Below are 18,096 nucleotides of genomic sequence, written 5' to 3'. Positions count from 1 at the left end.
GGCCCCGGGATCAGGCGTCGGGGCGGTGCATGCGCCAGGCGGTCAGGTGAAGGTCGGGGGAGGCGGGAATGCGATGAATGGCAAAGGGATCCTCGTCTTCGCGAACCACCCCGTCCTCGCTGGATAGCGCGGCACGGTAATGCCTGGATGTGAGCTCGCGTACCCGGGCATCGAAGGCGCCGTTCGGATAGCAGAAGGTATCCACGCTGCGCTGCAGGCGTTGTTCGAGCAGCTTGCGGCTCTGCCCCAGTTCACGGACGACTTCGGCGTCGTCCAGGGTCGTCAGGATCGGATGGTCGAGCGTGTGCGAGCCCACCGCCATGACGGCCGGGTCCAGCGACGCGAGTTCTTCCCAGGACACGATGTCGAAACTGTCGTGTTCCTGCGCGCTGGCCTGGAAACTCGGCGTTCGGTCGCGCAGTGCCTGCTCGACGGTGGCGCGCCGATCCCGTCGAAGAGACTTCATCCATTCGACCAGGGGTTCCACGTCGCTGCGCGGCGCCGACATCGAGTCGGCGAAATCCCGGAGTTGCTCCGGGCTCAGGCGACGAAGCCGTGCACGGGCCTCATGGTTCCAGAGCCACTGGCCGCGTTCCACGAGGCCGGGGCAGACGAACACGGTTGCGCAAAGTCCCAGCGAGCGCAGCACCGGATACGCATCCCGGACCTGGTTGCGCAGTCCGTCGTCGAAGGTGATGGCAACCCTGCCCGGGCCGGAACGGCGGCGGGACAGAATGTCGTCGATCAGATCCGAAAGTGCACATATGCGGAAATTGCCGCGCATCCATTCCATGAGGCGAACGAATTCCTGCAACGGAAAGCCGGCGTCGCCAACCCCGTGCAGGGTGATAATCCGTGGGGCCTCGATGCGGCGGGCGAGCCAGCGGGAGACGCCGCTGTTCAGCGCCACGCGGTGCAGAGTGTTCTTGTAGGTACGCGTCATGAAAGGAGGCTCGCCGGCCGGCTGACGCCGAGCGTAGCGTGCCGACAGGGATTAGAGCAATCCAAGGCTTTGGGCGCATCACCCATTTCCCGGGGGTCCATGGTGGCAAGCGGCAGGCTCAATAATCCGGGCGAGTGCGCTGCGGCCGGCATGGCGAAGCATCCGACCGTGCCGACGCGACCCTTTCTCCGAACGATCAAGCGAACATGGACCTCTCCTTCCGCCGCGTCCCCGCTTCTCACGGCGCCACCTGGTGGGCGCAAGGCTGGCGCAGCTTCCTGCGCGCGCCCTGGGCCTGGGTGGGCCTGAGCGTGGCGCTGATCATCCTGACCGTGATCCTGCACAAGGCGGGGCCCAGGGGCGGTCTGCTGGCGCAATGGCTGAGCATGCCCCTGTTCACGCTGGGGGCCGTGTTCGCCTCGGTGCTGGGCCGGCGCTGGGCGCGCGCGCGAAGCATCACGCCCGAGGGCCTGGCCGTCGAGGCCGACAACGAGGGTGCGCTGGGCGAATCCTCTCGCCGCTGGTGGCCGCGCCTGGGTTCCCTGCTGCTCGCCTCGCTGCTGGTGATGTTGCTGATCCTGGCGGTGATGCTGGTGCTGAGCCTGCTGCTCCTGCTGCTGTTCGGGATCGGGCTGACCCGCATGGAATCCTTCGGGCACATGATGGAAGTTTCTCCCGATGCCTTCATGCACGGCATGGGCATGGGCCTGGGTGCCGGAATCCTGGGCGGGCTGCTGATGGTGTTGGCCTTGATGGCCTGCAGTGTCGCATTCTGGTTCGTCGGCACCCTGGTCGCGCTGGGAGGGCTGGGGGCCTGGCAGGCGATACGCACGTCGGCTCGCGCGGCTTTCGCCAACCTCGGGGCCGTGGTGGTGTTCACGCTGCTGCTGATTCCGCTGGGCATTGCCGCCACCATTCCCCTGGGCCTGGGCTGGCTGGTGCTCATGCCCATGATCTCCGGCGCCTCCTACGCGTCCTACGATGACGTGTTCGGCGCCGGCGCGCCTGCCGCGCCGCGGGACCCCGAAGCCTGACTCGCGCCTCTCCACCTTTCCTTCCTCAGCCCATGGATATCGAGGCCTACCTGCGCTCGCGCATCCGCACCGTCGCCGACTGGCCCCAGCCGGGCGTGCGATTCCGCGACATCACCCCGCTGCTGCTGGATGCGCGCGCCATGCGTGTGCTGGTCGACCAGTTCGTCTGGCGCTACATGGACCCGGCCAGGCGCCCCGACGTGGTTGCCGGCATCGACGCACGCGGCTTCATCATCGGTTCGGTCGTGGCCTTCGAGCTCGGCGTGGGCTTCGTGCCGGTGCGCAAGAAGGGTAAGCTGCCCTTCGAGACCCTTTCGGAGAGCTACGCGCTGGAGTACGGCAGCGCCACCGTGGAGGTGCACAGCGACGCCCTGCGCGCCGGGCAGCGTGTGCTGCTGATCGACGATCTCATCGCCACCGGCGGCACCATGCTCGCCGCGCACCGGCTGCTGCAGCGCCTGGGCGCCAGCGTGGTCGAGGGCGCGGCGATCGTCGACCTGCCCGAGCTCGGGGGCTCCGCGGCGCTGCGCGAGGCCGGCCTGGAACTGTTCACATTGCTTCGCTTCGATGCACAGGATTGACGCGCGCCCGTGGGCGCTGGCCTTGACCCTGGGGGCGCTGGCCCTCCCTCCCTCGGCACGCGCCGCGGCCTCCGGGCCCGCGTCCGCGCCCGAGCTGGCGGCTTCCGCGGCATCGTCCGCGCCAGCCGCTCAGGCCTTGGGGCCCCGCCTGCGCATCGCGGCCGTGCGCGGCATCGAACTGCGTGGCAACCAGGCCCGCATCGATCTGGTGCTGCAGGTGCGCAACCCGGGCGGGTGGAAGCTGTCGCTGGACGACATCCGCTTCCACTGCAGTTTCAACGGCACCGCCACCGCGCAGGGCCACAGCACCGGCGACCTGGACCTGCCGCCCCATGGCATGGCCGAGGTGCCCGTGCGCGTGGACGTGGACGGGGCGGCGCTGCTGCAGGTGCTGGCGGCGTTGCCGCCCGACGGCCTCGTCCACTACCAGCTCGACGGCGATGCGGAGCTGGGCCATACCCTGCTGCGCGTTCCCTTCCACGAACAGGGCGAAGTGGCCTTGCGCCTGCGTTGACGGCGCGCCGCGAACCCACGCCCGGGAGCCCACGATGCCGGTGATTCGCGCCGAACGCGACGATTCCTCCGCCTGCCTGGAGGCCTTGCCGCCGCAGGCCTGGCCGCAGGGTGGCGACGTGCACGTCTGGTGCATCGATCTGCAAGCCCCTGCGGCAGCGTCCTCGCAGTGCCTGGACGAAGCCGAGCTGGAGCGAGCGCGCCGTTTCGTGCACTCCGACGACGCCAGGCGCTACGTGCGGGCGCACGTGGCACTGCGGGCGATCCTCGGTGCCTATCTGGGCTGCGAGCCGGCCCGGGCGGCGTTCGTTCAGGAGCCGCAGGGCAAGCCGCGCCTGGTCGGGCCCCGTGCCGGGCTGCATTTCAACCTCAGCCACAGCAAGGAGCTCGCCTTGCTGGCGCTGGGCACGGCCGCCGAGCTGGGGGTGGACGTCGAGGCCGTGCGCCCGGACCTGCCGGGCCCGGACCTGGCCGCGGCCGTGCTGGACCCACGCGAACTGGAGCAGCTTGCCGCACTGGCCGACGGGGCGCAGGCCGAGCCCTTCGTGACCTGCTGGACGCGCAAGGAGGCCTGCCTGAAAGCGGTGGGCCTGGGCTTGAACCTGGAGCCTCGCAAGCTGCACGCCGGGCTGGAGCCGCAGCCGATGCGCCTGCGCATCGGTGCGCGCGAACTCGAGCTGGTGTCGCTGGGCGTGCCGGCCGGTTTCCGCGCCGCACTGGCCGTGGCCGGCGGCATCGGACGGGTCATGCGCTTCGAGCTCGACGGCGCCGGCGTGCTGGCGCGCTGAGGCCCGCCCGGGCCTTCAGGCCGGCTCGGACCCGAGGCGCCAGCGGGCCAGCACCTCGTAGCGCCCGCTTCCCAGGCGCGAGCGCTGGAGCGAGAAGCCGCGCACCTGCCAGGCCAGGGGCTCGAAGCTCCCGGGCGCCTGCTCCGGCCGCGCCTTGCGACCCAGCGTGAGGTGCGGGCGCCAGGCCCGGCTGTCGGCCGGCATGCCCGCGGCCAGCGCGCCGGCCAGCAGCGCATCGTGCAGGGCCTGCAGCGCCGGGGGAATCCGCGACGGCGAAAGATGCGCGATGCCGCCGGCCGGCCAGACCTCGGCGTGGTCCAGCAGCAGTTGGCAGCCCCGGCCCGCCGCGGCGGCCTCGGCGCCGACCCGCAGCAGTTCGCCCACCCGGGCGGGCTCCACCTGGGGCATGAACACCAGCGTGAGGTGCAGCCTGCGCGCGGCCGTGGGGCGCGCGCGGGCGTCCCAGTCCCAGCGCCCGGAGTGCGCGGCCAGGCGCTCGCGCAACGCGGGCGAGGGGTCCAGCGCGAAGAACAGGCGCCATGCGGGCTCGGGGACGTACATGAGGCGAGTGTAGATGGCCCCCCCAAGTCCGGGGGCGCGCGCTGAATTTGCAAAACCGGGGGTTTAGACTGCTAAGCTGCCATTCAGCATCAATTCACCATGTCCATCGACCAGATTCGCACAATCGTGCTTCAGCACGGGCGCTTGTCCTGTGATCCGGAAAAAATCACGCCGGACGCCAATCTTTATGAACTCGGTCTCACTTCGTTGACCACCGTGAATCTGATGCTCGCGCTGGAGGAACATTTCGATGTCGAGTTTCCGCAACATCTGTTGAGCCGCAAGACCTTCGAAAGCATTCGAGCACTCTCCGAATCCATCGACGAGATCAAGGCCTCGTAAGCGGGAGCCGCCATGTACGTACACGCCGTCAGTGAGCAGCCGGGGATTCTCGATTTCCAGGCGCTGACCCATCGCATCGGCCGCGAGGCGCTGGCGCCGCATGCCGCCGCGGTCGACCGCGATGCGCGTTTTCCGGCCGAGGCCTTCGAGGCCCTGCGCGAGGCGCGCCTGCTGGGCGCCTATGTCCCGAGGGAGCATGGGGGCATGGGCCTGGACCTGCCCCAGATCGTCAAGGTGTGCGAGATCCTCGGACAGTATTGCTCGGCGACGGCGATGGTGTACGCGATGCATCAGATCCAGGTGGCGTGCATCGTCCACCACGCGCTGGGCTCGCGCTATTTCGCCGAATTCGCGCGGCGCCTGTGCGAGCACCAATGGCTGCTGGCCTCGGCCACCACGGAAGTGGGCATCGGGGGCGACCTGCGTTCGAGCATCTGCGCGGTGGAACTGCAGGGCGACCGGTTCAGCGTGACCAAGAAGGCGCCGGTGATTTCCTACATGGACGCCGCCGACGTGCTGTTGCTGACCGCGCGCCGCGAGGCCGGCAGCGCGCCCGGGGATCAGGTGCAGGTCCTGCTGTTCAAGGAAGACATGGAGCTCGAGCCCATCTGCGGCTGGGACACGCTGGGATTCCGCGGGACCTGCAGTTCCGGTTTCACCGTGCATGGTCGAGGTTCGCGCGAGCAGATCCTGCCGGTGCCCTACGCCGAGATCCACGCGCGAACCATGCATCCGGTGGCTCACCTCGTCTGGTCCGCGCTGTGGATCGGCATCGGCATCGACTCCATGAACCGGGCGCGCAGTGTGGTGCGAGCCCAGGCGCGCAAGACTCCGGACACGGTGCCCATCGCGGCCACGCGTCTTGCCGAGGCGGACATGGTGCTGCAGACCATGCGCGCGGGCCTGGCGCAATTGCTCGACGAATACCAGGGCCTGATGGGCAGCGCTCCCATCGACGCCTTCGGAAACTTCGGTTTCAACATCCGGGTCAACAATCTGAAACTGAACACATCGACCCTGCTGGTCGACCTCGTGGGCCGCGCCATGATCATCGGCGGCATCAACGCGTACCGCAACGATTCGGACGTGAGCCTGGGCCGGCACCTGCGTGACGCCTACGGCACGATGGTCATGGTGAACAACGATCGCCTGCTCGGCTTGAACGCGGCGATGCAGATCGTGCACAAAGATGCCTGACGGCCATTCCCAGCTTGCTCTCGCCGATGCGCAACGCGGCTTCCAGGAACGCCTGGTCCACGCCGGCCTGCTGATCCCGCTGGGTGTACGCGGTCTGTACGGGCGCAGCGGCGTGTTCGAGCGCATCGTGCAGGGCATTGAGGACCTGGTGAGCCGCGAGGGCGCGTGGCAGCAGGCCGAGGTGATGCGCTTCCCGCCCCTGTTCGCGCGGGCCCACTACCAACGCCTGGATCACATTGCCAATTTCCCGGATCTGCTCGGCTCGGTGCACTGCTTTTTCGGCGACGAGCGTGAGCATCGCGGGATGCTGGCCGAGCTCGATGCGGGTGACGACTGGGCGGGGCATTTGCGCGCCGGCGAGTCGATGCTGGTTCCGGCAGCCTGCTATCCCTTGTACCCGACCGCGTCCGGATCTCGACTTCCGGACCAGGGTCGCGTGGTGGATCTCGAGACCTTCGTGTTCCGGCACGAACCTTCGGATGATCCGGCGCGCATGCAAATGTTCCGCCAGCGGGAATTCGTGCGCATGGGGACGGCGGAGCAGGCGCTGGAGCACCGCGACCGCTGGCTTCGCACCGGAGTGGCGCTTCTCGAGTCCCTGCGTCTGCCGGTGGCCAGCGTGCTGGCCAACGACCCGTTCTTCGGTCGAGGCGGCAAGGTCATGAAGGCCACGCAGCTCGAGCAGGCGCTGAAGTACGAGCTGGTGGTTCCGATCTGTTCGGAGGAGCACCCCACCGCAGTGACTTCGTGCAATTGCCACCTGGATCATTTCGGCCGGCATTTCGACATCCTCGGGCCGGACGAGCAGGCAGCGCATACCTCCTGCGTCGGCTTCGGCCTCGAGCGCATCACCCTGGCGCTGCTGAAGACCCACGGCCTCGATCCGGCGTGCTGGCCGCAGGCCGTGCGCGATCGCCTCGGCCTGAGCTGAGCCGGCAGCCTTCCCGCGTCCATCCATCCCATGCATCAGGTCATTGCGCTGGATCCAGGCACCTACAGACGCCACGCCCTGCACGGTCCCGACAGGATCTGGGCGGAGACCAACTGCTACACCGACGTGGTCATCGAACTGCTGCACGGCCTGGGCTGCGAGCCCAGCGCCGCGCTGGCCTTCACCCTGGGTGTCGATTTCGAAGGCGACGAGTGGACCTTTTTCAAGTTCCGCGACGCCGACCTGGAGCAGCTGTACGGGTGGGAGGTGGAGGAACTGGCTCCCTGGCGCCCCCTGCTCGAGCATGTGGAGGAGCAGCTTCGGCAGGGGCGGCCGGTGCTCGTGGAGATGGATTCCTTCTATCTGCCGGACACCCAGGGCACGGCCTATCGTCTGGCGCATGTCAAGTCCACCGTCGCGGTGAACCGGGTGGACCGCGATGCGCGGCGCATGGGCTACTTCCACAACCAGGGCTACCACGAGCTGGGCGGCGAGGACTTCGACGCCGTGTTCCAGCCCACGCAGCAGGTGCACGAGCGCATGCTTCCGCCCTACATCGAGTACGTCAAGCGGCGGCGCGAGCCGCTTCGCGGGCCGGACCTGCGCGAGGCTTCGCTGGGCTTGCTGCGCCGCCAGCTGGGGCGACTGCCCGATCGCAACCCCTTCGAAAGTTTCGGCCCTCGCTTCGAGGCCGACCTCGCGTGGCTGATGCAAGGCGACATGGAGACCTTCCACACCTACGCGTTCGTGACCTGGCGCCAGTTCGGCGCCTGCTACGAGCTGGCGCACAGCTACCTGGACTGGCTGGGTGGGCAGGGCGTACCCGGACTGGACGACGCGTCGCGGGCCTTGCGCGAAATCTCCGAGTCCAGCAAGGCCTTTCAATTTCAGCTGGCGCGCGCCATGGCGCGCAAGCGCGCTCCGAGCCTCGAGGTCATCGCCCGCATGGCCGAGTGCTGGGGCGCTGCAATGGACTCGCTGCGCGCAAGGTACGGCTGAGGGCGCCCGATGAGCCTGCCCCTGGCCAGTCGCCATATCGAGGCGCACCGGAGCCTGATGCTCGCCACCGGGTGGTGCATGCTGCGCACGGCGCCAGGCGCCTGCCGGGAGCCCGCCGATCTCCCGCCCCAGGGCTGGCAGGAGGTCAGCCTGCCGACCACGGTCGCCGCGGCGCTGGACAGCGATACGGTGGCCGGACAGGGCCTGGACGCCTTCGACTGGTGGTTCCGTTGCGAGTTGCCGTCCTGGGACGACGTCGACGCCATGCGCCTGCGCTTCGAGGGCCTGGCCACGCTGGTGGAGATCTGGGTCGACGGCGCGGCCGTGCCGGCAACGCGCAACATGCATCGCTGCCACGTGGTTGCGCTGCCGGGCCGTGCGCGCGAGCTGGTCCTGCGGTGCGCCGCGCTGGAGCCCGAGCTTCTCGCGCGTCGTCCGCGCCCACGCTGGAAGACCGCCCTGGTGGACGCGCAGAACCTGCGCTGGTTTCGCACCACCCTGCTGGGGCGCATCGCCAGCTGGAATCCTCGCTCCGACATGGTGGGGCCGTGGCGCCCCTGCTACCTGGAGGGCCTGCGCGCCATCGACGTGCAGGATCTGCAGCTCACCCCGAGCTGGCGCGACGGCCGCCCGGTATTGCGCGTAGGCGCCCGCTGGGCGCTGCTGGGGGGAGGTGCCTGCGAGGGCGTGGTGCTGCGCGTGGGCTCCTGCGTGCGCAGCGTCGATCGCGCCTACCTGGGCGCCGACGGGATCGAGCCTCACGACATCGAGCTGGAAGGAATCGATCCCTGGTGGCCCCACACGCATGGAGTTCCTGCCCTGTACGACTGCGTGCTCGAACTGCAAGGGCCGCGAGGAGCCGTGACGCTCGACGGTGGACGCCTCGGTTTCAAGGCCTTCGAGCTCGATCAGCCCGAGGGCGCCCTGGCCGTGCGTTGCAATGGCCGCGCGCTTTTCGTCCGTGGCGCCTGCTGGACAGCCGCCGACTTGCGGCGTCCCGATCCCGACGCCGCCACGCTGCAGACCATCCTGGAGCGGGTCGTGGCGGCCGGCATGAACATGCTGCGCGTGGTCGGAATCGGGCTCTACGCGTCCGAGGAGTTCTATGCCGCCTGCGATCGCATGGGCATCCTGGTGTGGCAGGACCTGCTGTTCGCGAACATGGACTACCCCTTCGACGATCCGGGTTTCGCGGAGGAGGCGCGCGCGGAGGTGGGCGAGACCCTGCGAAGGCTGGAGCGGCACGCCTGCCTGGCGGTGGTGTGTGGCGGCAGCGAGGTCGAGCAGCAGGCGGCGATGATGGGCCTTCCGAGGGACTCCTGGAGCCACCCCTTCCATTCCCGGGAACTGCAGCGCATGCACGCGCACATGCTTCCGGCCAGTGCCTGGGTGCGATCGTCGCCCTCCGGCGGTGCGCTGCCGTTTCATGTGTCGTCGGGGGTCAGCCACTACTACGGCGTGGGTGCCTACCGGCGACCCCTGTCGGATGCGCGCCTGGCGAAGGTGCGACTGGCCGCGGAATGCCTGGGCCTGTCCAACGTGCCGGCGCAGGTGGCACTGGAACGCTCGGGGCTGGGCGCCCTGCGCGCGCACGATCCCCGCTGGAAGGCGGGGGTGCCCCGCGACGCCGGCGCGGGCTGGGATTTCGAGGACGTTCGCGACCACTATTTCCCGGAACTGGTGCGCGCCGACCCGCGCGAGATGCGCATGGTCGATCCGCAGGCCTACCTGCGCTGGTCGGGCCTGGTCAGCGGCGAGCTCATGGCGCGGGTGTTCACCGCGTGGCGGGCTCCCGATTCAGGATGCCAGGGGGGCCTGGTGTGGTGGCTGCGCGACCTGGCGCAAGGCGCCGGCTGGGGGGTGCTGGACTCCGCCGCGCGTCCCAAGCCGGCGTATTGGGCGCTCAAGCGCTGTCTCGCGCCGCGGGCGCTGCTGATCGACGATCGCGGACTCGAAGGCTGCGATTTCCTGGTGTTCAACGACCGTCCGGAAGTTCTCGAGGCCACGCTGGTCGTGGAGCTCTGGCAGGCGGGGCGCATCCGCACGCTCCGTGCCGAGCACAGGATGCGCGTGGAGTCCGCGGGGTACGTGCGCCTGGGCACGGCGGAGCTGTTCGGGCACTTCGTCGACATCAACCATGCCTATCGCTTCGGCCCGCCGTCCCACGATGCGGTGGTCGCTCGCCTGATCGGCAGCGACGGGGTGCTCGTGTCCGAGGCCTTTCATTTCCCCCAGGGCATGCGCGTGGAGCCTGTCGCCATGGAGCCACGGCTCCATATGGTCGCCGATGGCGCCGATCGCTGCCTGCACCTCCAGTCCGACGAACTGCTGCTGGGCGTGGAGATCGACGCCCCCGGGTATGAGCCCGACGACGACGCCTTCCATCTTGCGCCGGGAATCGAGCGCACCGTGCGCCTGCGCGCCGGCGCCGGTACGCCCCGCGGAAGGGTGCACTGCAGCGCTGCGAACCTGCGCCACTCCGTGACGTTGCGCGATGCCTGAGCCCGCCTTGGCCCCGAGGCCCAGCGAAGCCTCCCGGCGGGATGTCGCCGTCGTGCCGCGCGTACCTGTGCTTTTCGGGGAGGCGCCGCATCGCTGCGCGGGGTGGTTGCATGGAACCGGTGGAGCCATTGGGGTCGTGATCTGTGCTCCGTTGGGCGCGGAGGAGGAATGCACGCACCGCTGTCTGCTCCATCTTGCCGACGGATTGGCGCGGCGTGGAATGGTCGTTCTGCGCTTCGACTATCCGGGAGCCGGTGATTCCGAGGGCGAGGATCCGGACCATGCGCGGCTGGACGACTGGGTTGGCGCAGTCGTACGGGCGGCAAGCTTCCTGAGAGAGCAGTTCGGTTGTTCGCATGTGGGATTGATCGGTCTGCGCTTCGGTGCTGCCGTCGCGGGCATGGCGGCCGCACGGGCCGGCGCACGGTGGATCGCCTTGTGGGCGCCGGTGGCCAACGGGCGAGCCTACGCGCGCGAACTGCGTGCCGTGGCAGCCCTGGGGTCCAGGCATTCCGGCGACGACGCGCGGGTCGGCGTCGCCGGTCATCTGCTTGACCCTGCCTTTGTCGAGGCGGTCGCCGCGATGCGCACGCAGGACTGGGATCTAGGCGGCGTGCGCCGGATTCTGCTGTTCGAGCGCGACGACGTGGCGCGGGACGAGAAGTTGCGTGAATCCTTGCGCGACATGGGGATCGAACCCGACCTCCTGGCCTTCGCCGGCTACCCCGCCATGTTCGATCGCCCGCAGGATGCCGAAGTGCCCTGGGCGGCGGTCGACGACCTCTGTGACTGGATGGCCGCACAAGCCAGGGTCCCGCCGGACTCTGGACATTCGCAAATCGGCGCTCTCCCTGGCCCGGGCCCTGCGGGTGGCGCGACCGAACTGCGCAATGGGGTTTACCGGGAGCGGCGCCTGATGCTCGGCACGGCACGTCGTCTGCCGAGCGTGCTTTGCGAGCCGGCCGTGGATCACGCTGTCGCGCCGCTGGTGCTGCTGCTCAACGCCGGCGCGGTGCATCACACGGGCCCCGGGCGCCTCTATGCAAGGCTGGCGCGCGAGTTGGCCCGCGCGGGGGTCCCCAGCGTGCGTGTCGATCTGTCCATGCTGGGTGACGGGATCGTCGCCGGCGTGCCCGACGAGAATGACTGTTACGCGGCCGCCTGCCTGCATGACGTCATGGATATGCTGGACGACATCCAGGATCGACATGGATTCCGGGACCTGGTTCTGGCCGGCTTGTGTTCGGGGGCCTACTGGGCCCTGCAGGGGGCCATCGAGCCGCGGGCGCGAGGCTTGCGGGCGGTCGCGATGATCAATCCCCTGGTGATCGGGCGTCGGCCGCTTGGGGGCAAGAGCATCGGACTGGAAGCCGCGGAGGCCCTGCGCTATCGCCGGTCCATGCGCAGCTGGGCCAAGTGGAAAAAGGTGCTCACGCTGCAAGTGGACCTGGCCGCGGCCTTCAAGGTGCTGACGGGCCGCGCGCTCTCCGTGCTGAGAGCGGTCTTGCAGGACATCGGGCGGCGCCTCGGACTGGCGGAGCCCAATGTGATCGGACAGGGCCTGCGGCGGCTTCGGGCCGGGCAGGTCGCGGTCGGATTGTTCGTCGGACATGCCGAACCCGGCTACCTGTTGTTGCGGCAGGAGTCGCCGCGCGAGGTCGCGGCTGGTCAGCGTGCGTCGGCGATCCAGGTATTCACGCTCGACGATTGCGATCACACCTTCACCACCGAAGCCGCCAAGCAGCGTCTTTTCCGGGCTTTCGTGGCCTTCGTGGAAACCCTTCGTACGCGCTGACCATGTCGCAAACTACCGCGGCTCCGAACCAGTTCGCGCTGCTGCGCCAACGCCGCTTCGCGCCCTTTTTCTGGACCCAGTTCGGGGGCGCCGCGAACGACAACCTGTTCAAGTTCGCCTTCACGGTGCTGGTGACCTACCGCGCGCAGGCGAGTGCCGCGTTGTCGCCGGGGCTGATGGTCAACCTGATCGCGGCGTTGTACATCCTGCCCTTCGTGCTGTTCTCGGCCACCAGTGGGCAACTGGCCGACAAGTGGCCGAAGGACCGGCTGATGCGCGCAGTCAAGCTGCTGGAGATCGGCATCATGGCGCTGGCGCTATGGGGTTTCGCCACCGGCAACCTGGGGGCCTTGCTGGCCTGCGCCTTCGGCATGGGCATGCACTCCAGCGTGTTCGGTCCGGCGAAGTACGCCTACCTGCCTCAGCACTTGTCCCCGGCCGAACTGACCGGCGGCAACGGCATGACCGAAATGGGCACCTTCGTGGCCATCCTGCTCGGCAATCTGGTGGGTGGCCTGCTGATGAGCATGCGCCAGGGGCCGTGGCTGGCCGGTGGCGCCTGCCTGCTCGTGGCCTTGGCGGGTTGGGCGGCATCGCGGCGCATTCCCCCCACGCCGGCACTGGATCCGCAATTGCGGGTGCGCTGGAATCCGTTGCGCGAAACCCTGGCCAATCTGCGGCTGGCCGCGCGCGACCGGGTGCTGCTGCAGGCTCTGCTGGCGATTTCCTGGATGTGGTTCTACGGCGTGGCGTTCCTCACCCAGTTCCCGGTGTTCGCGAAAGACGTGCTCGGCGGCAACGAGCAGGTGGCCTCGCTGTTGCTGGTGGTGTTCTCGGTGGGGGTGGGCCTGGGCTCGCTGGCATGCGAATGGCTGGCGCGCGGGCGCATCGAGCCCGGCCTGGTCCCGCTGGGGGCGATCGGCATGAGCCTCTTCGGCGTGGACCTGTACCTCAGCGCCCACTCCATGGCGCCTGCCGGGCCCTTGCTGGGGGTCGGGGCTTTCGTCGCCCGGCCCTCGCATTGGCGGGTGATGGCCGATCTGTTCGGGCTTTCCGCCAGCGCCGGGGTCTACAGCGTTCCGCTGTACGCCTTGATCCAGCAGCACACGCCGGCCAGCCATAGGGCCCGCGTGATCGCGGCCAACAACATCCTCAACGCGCTGTACATGATCGTGTGCACCGGCTATTGCGCAGCCTTGCTGGCCTTCGGAGTGGCGGTGCCGGTGCTGTTGCTGAGCATCGCGCTGCTCAACCTGGTGGCGGCCGCGTGGCTGCTGTGGCGCCAGCCGGTGTACGGACAGCGCTTCGTGGCCTGGTTACGGCGCGAGCCGCACCAGGCCTGATCAGTCGATGCCGCGCGCGCGTTGCTCGCGAAAGCGCCGCGTGAATTCCTCGAAGCGGTCCTCGTCCAGCGCCTGGCGCATGCCGCGCATGAGCTCGAGGTAGTAGTGCAGGTTGTGCGCGGTGGCGAGCATGGGAAACAGCATTTCCCCGCAGCGGTCCAGGTGGTGCAGGTAGGCGCGCGAGAAGCCCCGGCAGGCGGGGCAGGCGCAATCCTCGTCCAGCGGCCGCGGGTCCTCGCGATAGCGCGCGTTGCGGATGCGCAGGTCTCCCCAGCGCGTGAACAGGTGGCCGTTGCGGGCGTTGCGCGTGGGCATCACGCAGTCGAACAGGTCGATGCCGGCTTCCACGCCTCGCACCAGGTCCTCGGGCGTGCCCACGCCCATCAGGTAGCGCGGGCGCTGCGCGGGCAGCAGAGGGGCCACGTGGTCCAGCACGCGCAGCATCTCCTCCTTGGGCTCGCCGACGCTGAGCCCGCCGATCGCATAGCCGGGGAAGTCCAGCCCCAGCAGGCCTTCGAGCGAGGCCTCGCGCAGGTTCAGGTACATGCCGCCCTGATTGATGCCGAACAGGGCGTTGGGATTCGCCAGACGCTGGAACTCGTCGCGGCAGCGTTCAGCCCAGCGCAACGAGAGCTCCATCGAGGCGCGTGCTTCAGCCTCGGTGGTCAGTCGACGCGATTCGCCGCGCCCGATGTCGTAGGGCGTGCATTCGTCGAACTGCATGACGATGTCCGAGTCCAGCACGGTCTGGATCTGCATGCTCACCTCCGGCGTGAGCAGAAGCTTGTCGCCGTTGACCGGGGAGGCGAAGCGCACGCCCTGCTCGGAGATCTTGCGCAGGTCTCCCAGGCTCCAGACCTGGAAGCCGCCGCTGTCGGTGAGGATCGGTCGCTCCCAGCCGATGAAACGGTGCAGCCCGCCGAAGCGCTTGACGACTTCCAGACCGGGGCGCAGCCACAGATGGAAGGTATTGCCCAGGATGATCTCGGCCCCGGCCTCACGCAGGCCGGCCGGGGTGATCCCCTTGACCGAGCCGTAGGTGCCGACCGGCATGAACTGGGGAGTCTGTACGCTGCCGTGACGCAGGGTCAGCGTGCCGCGGCGCGCGCGGTCGCGGGTGTGATGGAGGGTGAATTCGAGCATGCGTGCGGGAGCGGGGTGCGCCGGAGGGATGCTGAATTGTCGCTTCACCCGTGAGACATTTTGCACGTTCCGGCCGGCATGCCCCGTTTTCGGGGTTGCCGGCCCGTGTCGCTCGCCTAGGATGTGATCCGCGTGTCGCCAACCGCATAAATGCAGGTCTCCTGATGCAAATGTTCTCGCATGCCACCGATGTCCCGAGCGAGGGCTCGACCCCCGAAACGTCCCCCTGGTTCCAGGACCGCGGTCCGCTGTCCCTCGGGCAGGAGGCGATGTGGTTCCTGAACCAGCTCTCCGGAGCCGATCAGGCCTACATCGTCCAGTCAACCTTCCGGGTCGAAGCTGGCCTGGATCTCGCGCGCCTCGAGGCCGCACTGCGCGCCCTGGTGCGGCGACACGCGGCCTTGCGCACCCTGTTCGTCAACACCGACGATGGACCGGTGCAATGCGTGCTGGAGCCGGAGGAGGCTGCGCAGCGCTTTCAGTTGCTGCGCATGGCGGGGCCGCCCTCGCAGCCGGACGAGCGGACTCTGGCGCGGCAGATTGCCGAACGGGTCGGACAGCCTTTCCGGGTCGATCGCGAATTGCCGTTGCGCGCGCTGTGCATCGAGCTCGGCGACGGCGCGACGATCCTCGCGCTGCGCGCGCACCACCTGGTTTCGGATGGCCTGTCGATGGGCATCCTGCACCGGGAACTGGTGTCGATCTATGGCGCCGGCGGGGATGCGTCGGGATTGCCGCCCGCCCCGGCTACCCTGTTGGACGCGGCACGCCGGCAGCGCGCCGTGGCGGCAGGCGAGGCCTGGGAATCGCAGCGCGGCTATTGGCGCGAGGAACTCGCAGGGGTGCAGGACCTGCAGCTCGCGACGGATCGACCGCGGGCGGTGAAGTCGGATTTCCAGGCGGGATTCGTGCGTGTCGAAATCGACGCCGGGCTGGTCGAGGGCTTGCGGGGACTGGCGCGCGCGTCGGGCACCAGCCGCTTCCGGGCCTGGCTGGCGCTGTTCCAGGTGCTGCTGGCGCGCATGGCCTCGCAGTCCGATTTCGCGGTCGGAATCCCCGTGGGCGGGCGCAAGGACCCCGCGCTGCGCGACACGGTGGGCATGTTCATCAACACGCTGGCGATTCGATTGCCACAGGGCTTCGACGGCATGGGCTTCGACCTGCTCCTGCGCGCGGCCGACGCCAAGATACGGGCCGCAATCGAACATTCGGACTATCCCTTCGAGAAGGTGGTCGCCGACACGGTGACCGATCGGAGTTTCGAGCGCAATCCGGTGTACCAGGCCTATTTCTCGTTCGAGAATCTGCCTGACCGCTGGGACTTGAAGCTGCCAAGCCTTGCATGTTCAGCGCTCATGTTGCCGCTGCTTCACACCAATCTTGACCTCATGCTCGAGGTCGAGGAGCACGAGCACGGTGGCGCGACGGGGATGTGGCAGTACCGCACGGATCTTTTTGACGAAGCGATGGTCGAGCGCATGGCGCGGCGCTTCGACGTGTTGCTGCGCTCGGTAGTGGCGTCGCCCGAGACGCCGATCGGGGAGTTGGCCTGGTACGACGCGGCGGAGCGCGAGCAGGTGCTGTCGACCTGGAACGCCAGCGAGGTGGACTACCGGATCGAAGGAGGCGTCGCGTCGTGGCTGCGTGCGCGTGCCGATGCCGTGCCGGAGGCGACGGCGCTGGTGTTCGGCGATGCGTCGATGTCGTACCTCGAGCTCGACCGCCTGTCGGAGCATTGGGCGGTGCGTCTGCGCGCGGCCGGTGTGGGACCGGAGGTGATCGTCGGGCTGGGCATGCGGCGCGGCTTCGGGCTGGTGGTGGGTCTGCTGGCCGTCGTGAAGGCGGGCGGGGCCTTCATGCCGCTGGACCCCGACTACCCGGCGCAGCGCCTGCGCCAGATGCTGGAGGACGCGGACGCGCCGGTGCTGTTGAGCGATGCGGGTAGTGCGCGGATGTTCGCCGAACTGGCGCCGTCGGCACGGGTGCTGGTGGTCGAGGCCGACGGCGGCCCGGTGCCCGAGGGGGCGGTGGAGCGCCTGGCCGACGAGGCGGGCCCGCAAGACCTGGCCTACGTGATCTTCACGTCGGGCTCGACGGGGCGGCCCAAGGGAGCGATGAACCTGCAGCGGGGGCTGGCCAACGACCTGCTGTGGTACCACCATCGGGTACTCGGCTTTCGTTCCGAGGACCGGGTTCTGCAATCGACGTCGATCAGCTTCGATCCGTCGATCTGGCAGATCCTGGGCACGCTGGCCTTCGGTGCGACCTTGGTGCTGCCGCCGCCGGGGCTGGAGCGCGATGTCGACGCGCTGGCGCTGGAGGTCGGCCGCCGCGGAATCACGATTCTCACGCTCGTGCCGTCGCTGCTGCGCGCGCTGCTGGCGGCGCCGGGGTTCCGCGCGCCGGTCCCGTTGCGCTACATGTTGTGCGGAGGCGAGGCGCTGGACAGCGATCTGGCCGGGCAGTTCCTGCATGCCTTTCCCGGGGTCAGGCTGGGCAATTTCTACGGCCCCAGCGAGGCGAGCTGCGACAGCGCGTGGCAGGAGGTGGCGCTGCCGCTGGAGCCGCGGGCCATCGTGCCGATCGGGCGACCGACGGCCAACGTGAAGCTGTACGTACTCGACGACAGAGGGCGCCCGCTGCCCTGCGGGGTGGCCGGGGAACTTTCCGTCGGGGGCGTCGGGGTGGGCAGGGGTTACCTCAAGCGCCCGGAGTTGACGGCCGAACGCTTCGTGGACGACCCGTGGCATGCGGGCGGCAGGCTGTACCGCACCGGCGACCGGGTGCGTTGGCTGGCCGATGGGCGCCTGGAGTTCCTCGGGCGCCTGGACACGCAGGTCAAGCTGCGTGGTCAGCGCGTCGAGCTGGGCGAGATCGAGGCCGCGTTGTATGCCTGCGCCGGGGTGCGCGAGGCTGCGGTGGTGACCCACGGGCAGGCGCAGGCCCTGGCGCTGGTGGCCTATGTCGTGGCCCCGGGGGGCGGGATCGACGATCTGCGCGCCGAACTGGCGGCGGGGCTACCTGCCTACATGGTGCCGGCGGCCTTCGTGGCGCTGGACGCGTTGCCGCGCCTGCCCAACGGCAAGCTCGACCGCCGCGCGCTGCCGGAGCCGAGTTTCGAGGCGCGGGAGCCGGACAGCTCGGGGCCGCGCAGCGGCGTGGAGGCTACGCTGCTGGAGATCTGGCGAGGGGTGCTGAGCAAGGCGAAGACTATCGGAACGCGCTCGAATTTTTTCGAGCTTGGGGGGGATTCGCTGAGTGCGACCCTGGTGGTGTCGCGGGTGCGCAGCACCTTCGGTGTGGACGTGCCGCTGTCGACCATGTTCGACCATCCGACCATCGCCGGGCTGGCGGAGGTGCTCGAGGGCAACTGGCCGCAGTGGTCGACCGAGGCGATGACCGCGGTCGACCGCGGCGGACCGCT

At 69.0% G+C, this 18,096-nt stretch carries 15 protein-coding genes; 12 read left to right on the top strand and 3 right to left on the bottom strand.

Annotated elements, in window-relative coordinates:
* Positions 1 to 10: 10 nt before the first annotated feature.
* Positions 11 to 943: a polysaccharide deacetylase family protein gene (locus D466_RS0104920; protein ID WP_018912594.1), complete on the bottom strand. Its 933-nt coding sequence runs from the start codon at positions 941 to 943 to the stop codon at positions 11 to 13.
* A 206-nt stretch (positions 944 to 1,149) separates the two neighbouring features.
* On the opposite strand from D466_RS0104920, the gene D466_RS0104915 reads away from it, so the two are divergent.
* From D466_RS0104915 to D466_RS20610, 4 genes are read left to right on the top strand one after another with little or no spacing between them, the layout of a single operon-like run.
* Positions 1,150 to 1,977 carry a hypothetical protein gene (locus tag D466_RS0104915; RefSeq protein ID WP_018912593.1) on the top strand — a complete coding sequence of 276 codons (828 nt, stop codon included), beginning with the start codon at positions 1,150 to 1,152 and terminating at the stop codon, positions 1,975 to 1,977.
* 32 nt (positions 1,978 to 2,009) lie between these two features.
* On the top strand, positions 2,010 to 2,558 hold the full coding sequence (locus tag D466_RS0104910; protein WP_018912592.1) for an adenine phosphoribosyltransferase: 549 nt from the start codon (positions 2,010 to 2,012) through the stop codon (positions 2,556 to 2,558).
* Complete coding sequence (locus D466_RS0104905; protein ID WP_081629821.1) at positions 2,545 to 3,072, top strand: LEA type 2 family protein; 528 nt, start codon at positions 2,545 to 2,547, stop codon at positions 3,070 to 3,072. The genes D466_RS0104910 and D466_RS0104905 overlap by 14 nt, the downstream gene beginning before the upstream one ends.
* A 34-nt stretch (positions 3,073 to 3,106) precedes the next feature.
* Entirely contained in the window at positions 3,107 to 3,859 is a 753-nt protein-coding gene (locus D466_RS20610; protein ID WP_018912590.1) for a 4'-phosphopantetheinyl transferase superfamily protein, read from the top strand.
* 15 nt (positions 3,860 to 3,874) lie between these two features.
* Here the strand turns inward: D466_RS20610 and thpR are convergent, their stop codons facing one another.
* Complete coding sequence (gene thpR, locus D466_RS20605) at positions 3,875 to 4,420, bottom strand: RNA 2',3'-cyclic phosphodiesterase (protein ID WP_018912589.1); 546 nt, start codon at positions 4,418 to 4,420, stop codon at positions 3,875 to 3,877.
* 99 nt (positions 4,421 to 4,519) lie between these two features.
* Here thpR and D466_RS0104890 point away from each other — a divergent pair, with 99 nt between their 5' ends.
* The 7 genes from D466_RS0104890 to D466_RS0104860 are packed head-to-tail and all read left to right on the top strand — an operon-like array spanning position 4,520 to position 13,529.
* Positions 4,520 to 4,762 (top strand): acyl carrier protein, encoded by a 243-nt coding sequence (locus tag D466_RS0104890; protein ID WP_038165334.1) that lies wholly within the window; start codon positions 4,520 to 4,522, stop codon positions 4,760 to 4,762.
* Between the two features lie 12 nt (positions 4,763 to 4,774).
* Positions 4,775 to 5,959 carry an acyl-CoA dehydrogenase family protein gene (locus D466_RS0104885; RefSeq protein ID WP_018912587.1) on the top strand — a complete coding sequence of 395 codons (1,185 nt, stop codon included), beginning with the start codon at positions 4,775 to 4,777 and terminating at the stop codon, positions 5,957 to 5,959.
* Positions 5,952 to 6,890, top strand: a complete 939-nt coding sequence (locus D466_RS0104880; protein WP_018912586.1) for an amino acid--[acyl-carrier-protein] ligase — start codon at positions 5,952 to 5,954, stop codon at positions 6,888 to 6,890. The genes D466_RS0104885 and D466_RS0104880 overlap by 8 nt, the downstream gene beginning before the upstream one ends.
* A gap of 30 nt (positions 6,891 to 6,920) precedes the next feature.
* Positions 6,921 to 7,889 carry a DUF1839 family protein gene (locus D466_RS0104875; protein WP_018912585.1) on the top strand — a complete coding sequence of 323 codons (969 nt, stop codon included), beginning with the start codon at positions 6,921 to 6,923 and terminating at the stop codon, positions 7,887 to 7,889.
* Positions 7,890 to 7,898: 9 nt separating this feature from the next.
* Positions 7,899 to 10,391, top strand: coding sequence for a hypothetical protein (locus D466_RS20600; protein ID WP_018912584.1), 2,493 nt, complete (start codon positions 7,899 to 7,901; stop codon positions 10,389 to 10,391).
* Positions 10,384 to 12,186 carry a serine aminopeptidase domain-containing protein gene (locus D466_RS0104865; RefSeq protein ID WP_156004026.1) on the top strand — a complete coding sequence of 601 codons (1,803 nt, stop codon included), beginning with the start codon at positions 10,384 to 10,386 and terminating at the stop codon, positions 12,184 to 12,186. The genes D466_RS20600 and D466_RS0104865 overlap by 8 nt, the downstream gene beginning before the upstream one ends.
* 2 nt (positions 12,187 to 12,188) lie before the next feature.
* Positions 12,189 to 13,529, top strand: a complete 1,341-nt coding sequence (locus D466_RS0104860) for an MFS transporter (RefSeq protein ID WP_018912582.1) — start codon at positions 12,189 to 12,191, stop codon at positions 13,527 to 13,529.
* Here the strand turns inward: D466_RS0104860 and tgt are convergent, their stop codons facing one another.
* Positions 13,530 to 14,672: a tRNA guanosine(34) transglycosylase Tgt gene (tgt, locus tag D466_RS0104855; protein WP_018912581.1), complete on the bottom strand. Its 1,143-nt coding sequence runs from the start codon at positions 14,670 to 14,672 to the stop codon at positions 13,530 to 13,532. It abuts the gene before it with no gap.
* Positions 14,673 to 14,836: 164 nt separating this feature from the next.
* Between tgt and D466_RS20595 the strand changes: the two genes are divergently transcribed.
* Positions 14,837 to 18,096 (top strand): non-ribosomal peptide synthetase (locus tag D466_RS20595; protein WP_018912580.1); only part of this gene is annotated, 3,260 nt, incomplete at its 3' end.

Origin of the sequence: Thiomonas sp. FB-6 (genome assembly GCF_000377645.1) — a bacterium.
Classification (GTDB): Bacteria; Pseudomonadota; Gammaproteobacteria; order Burkholderiales; family Burkholderiaceae_C; genus Thiomonas_A.
Note: the sequence above shows the minus strand (reverse complement) of the source record. Positions and strands in the feature narration are given on the sequence as shown.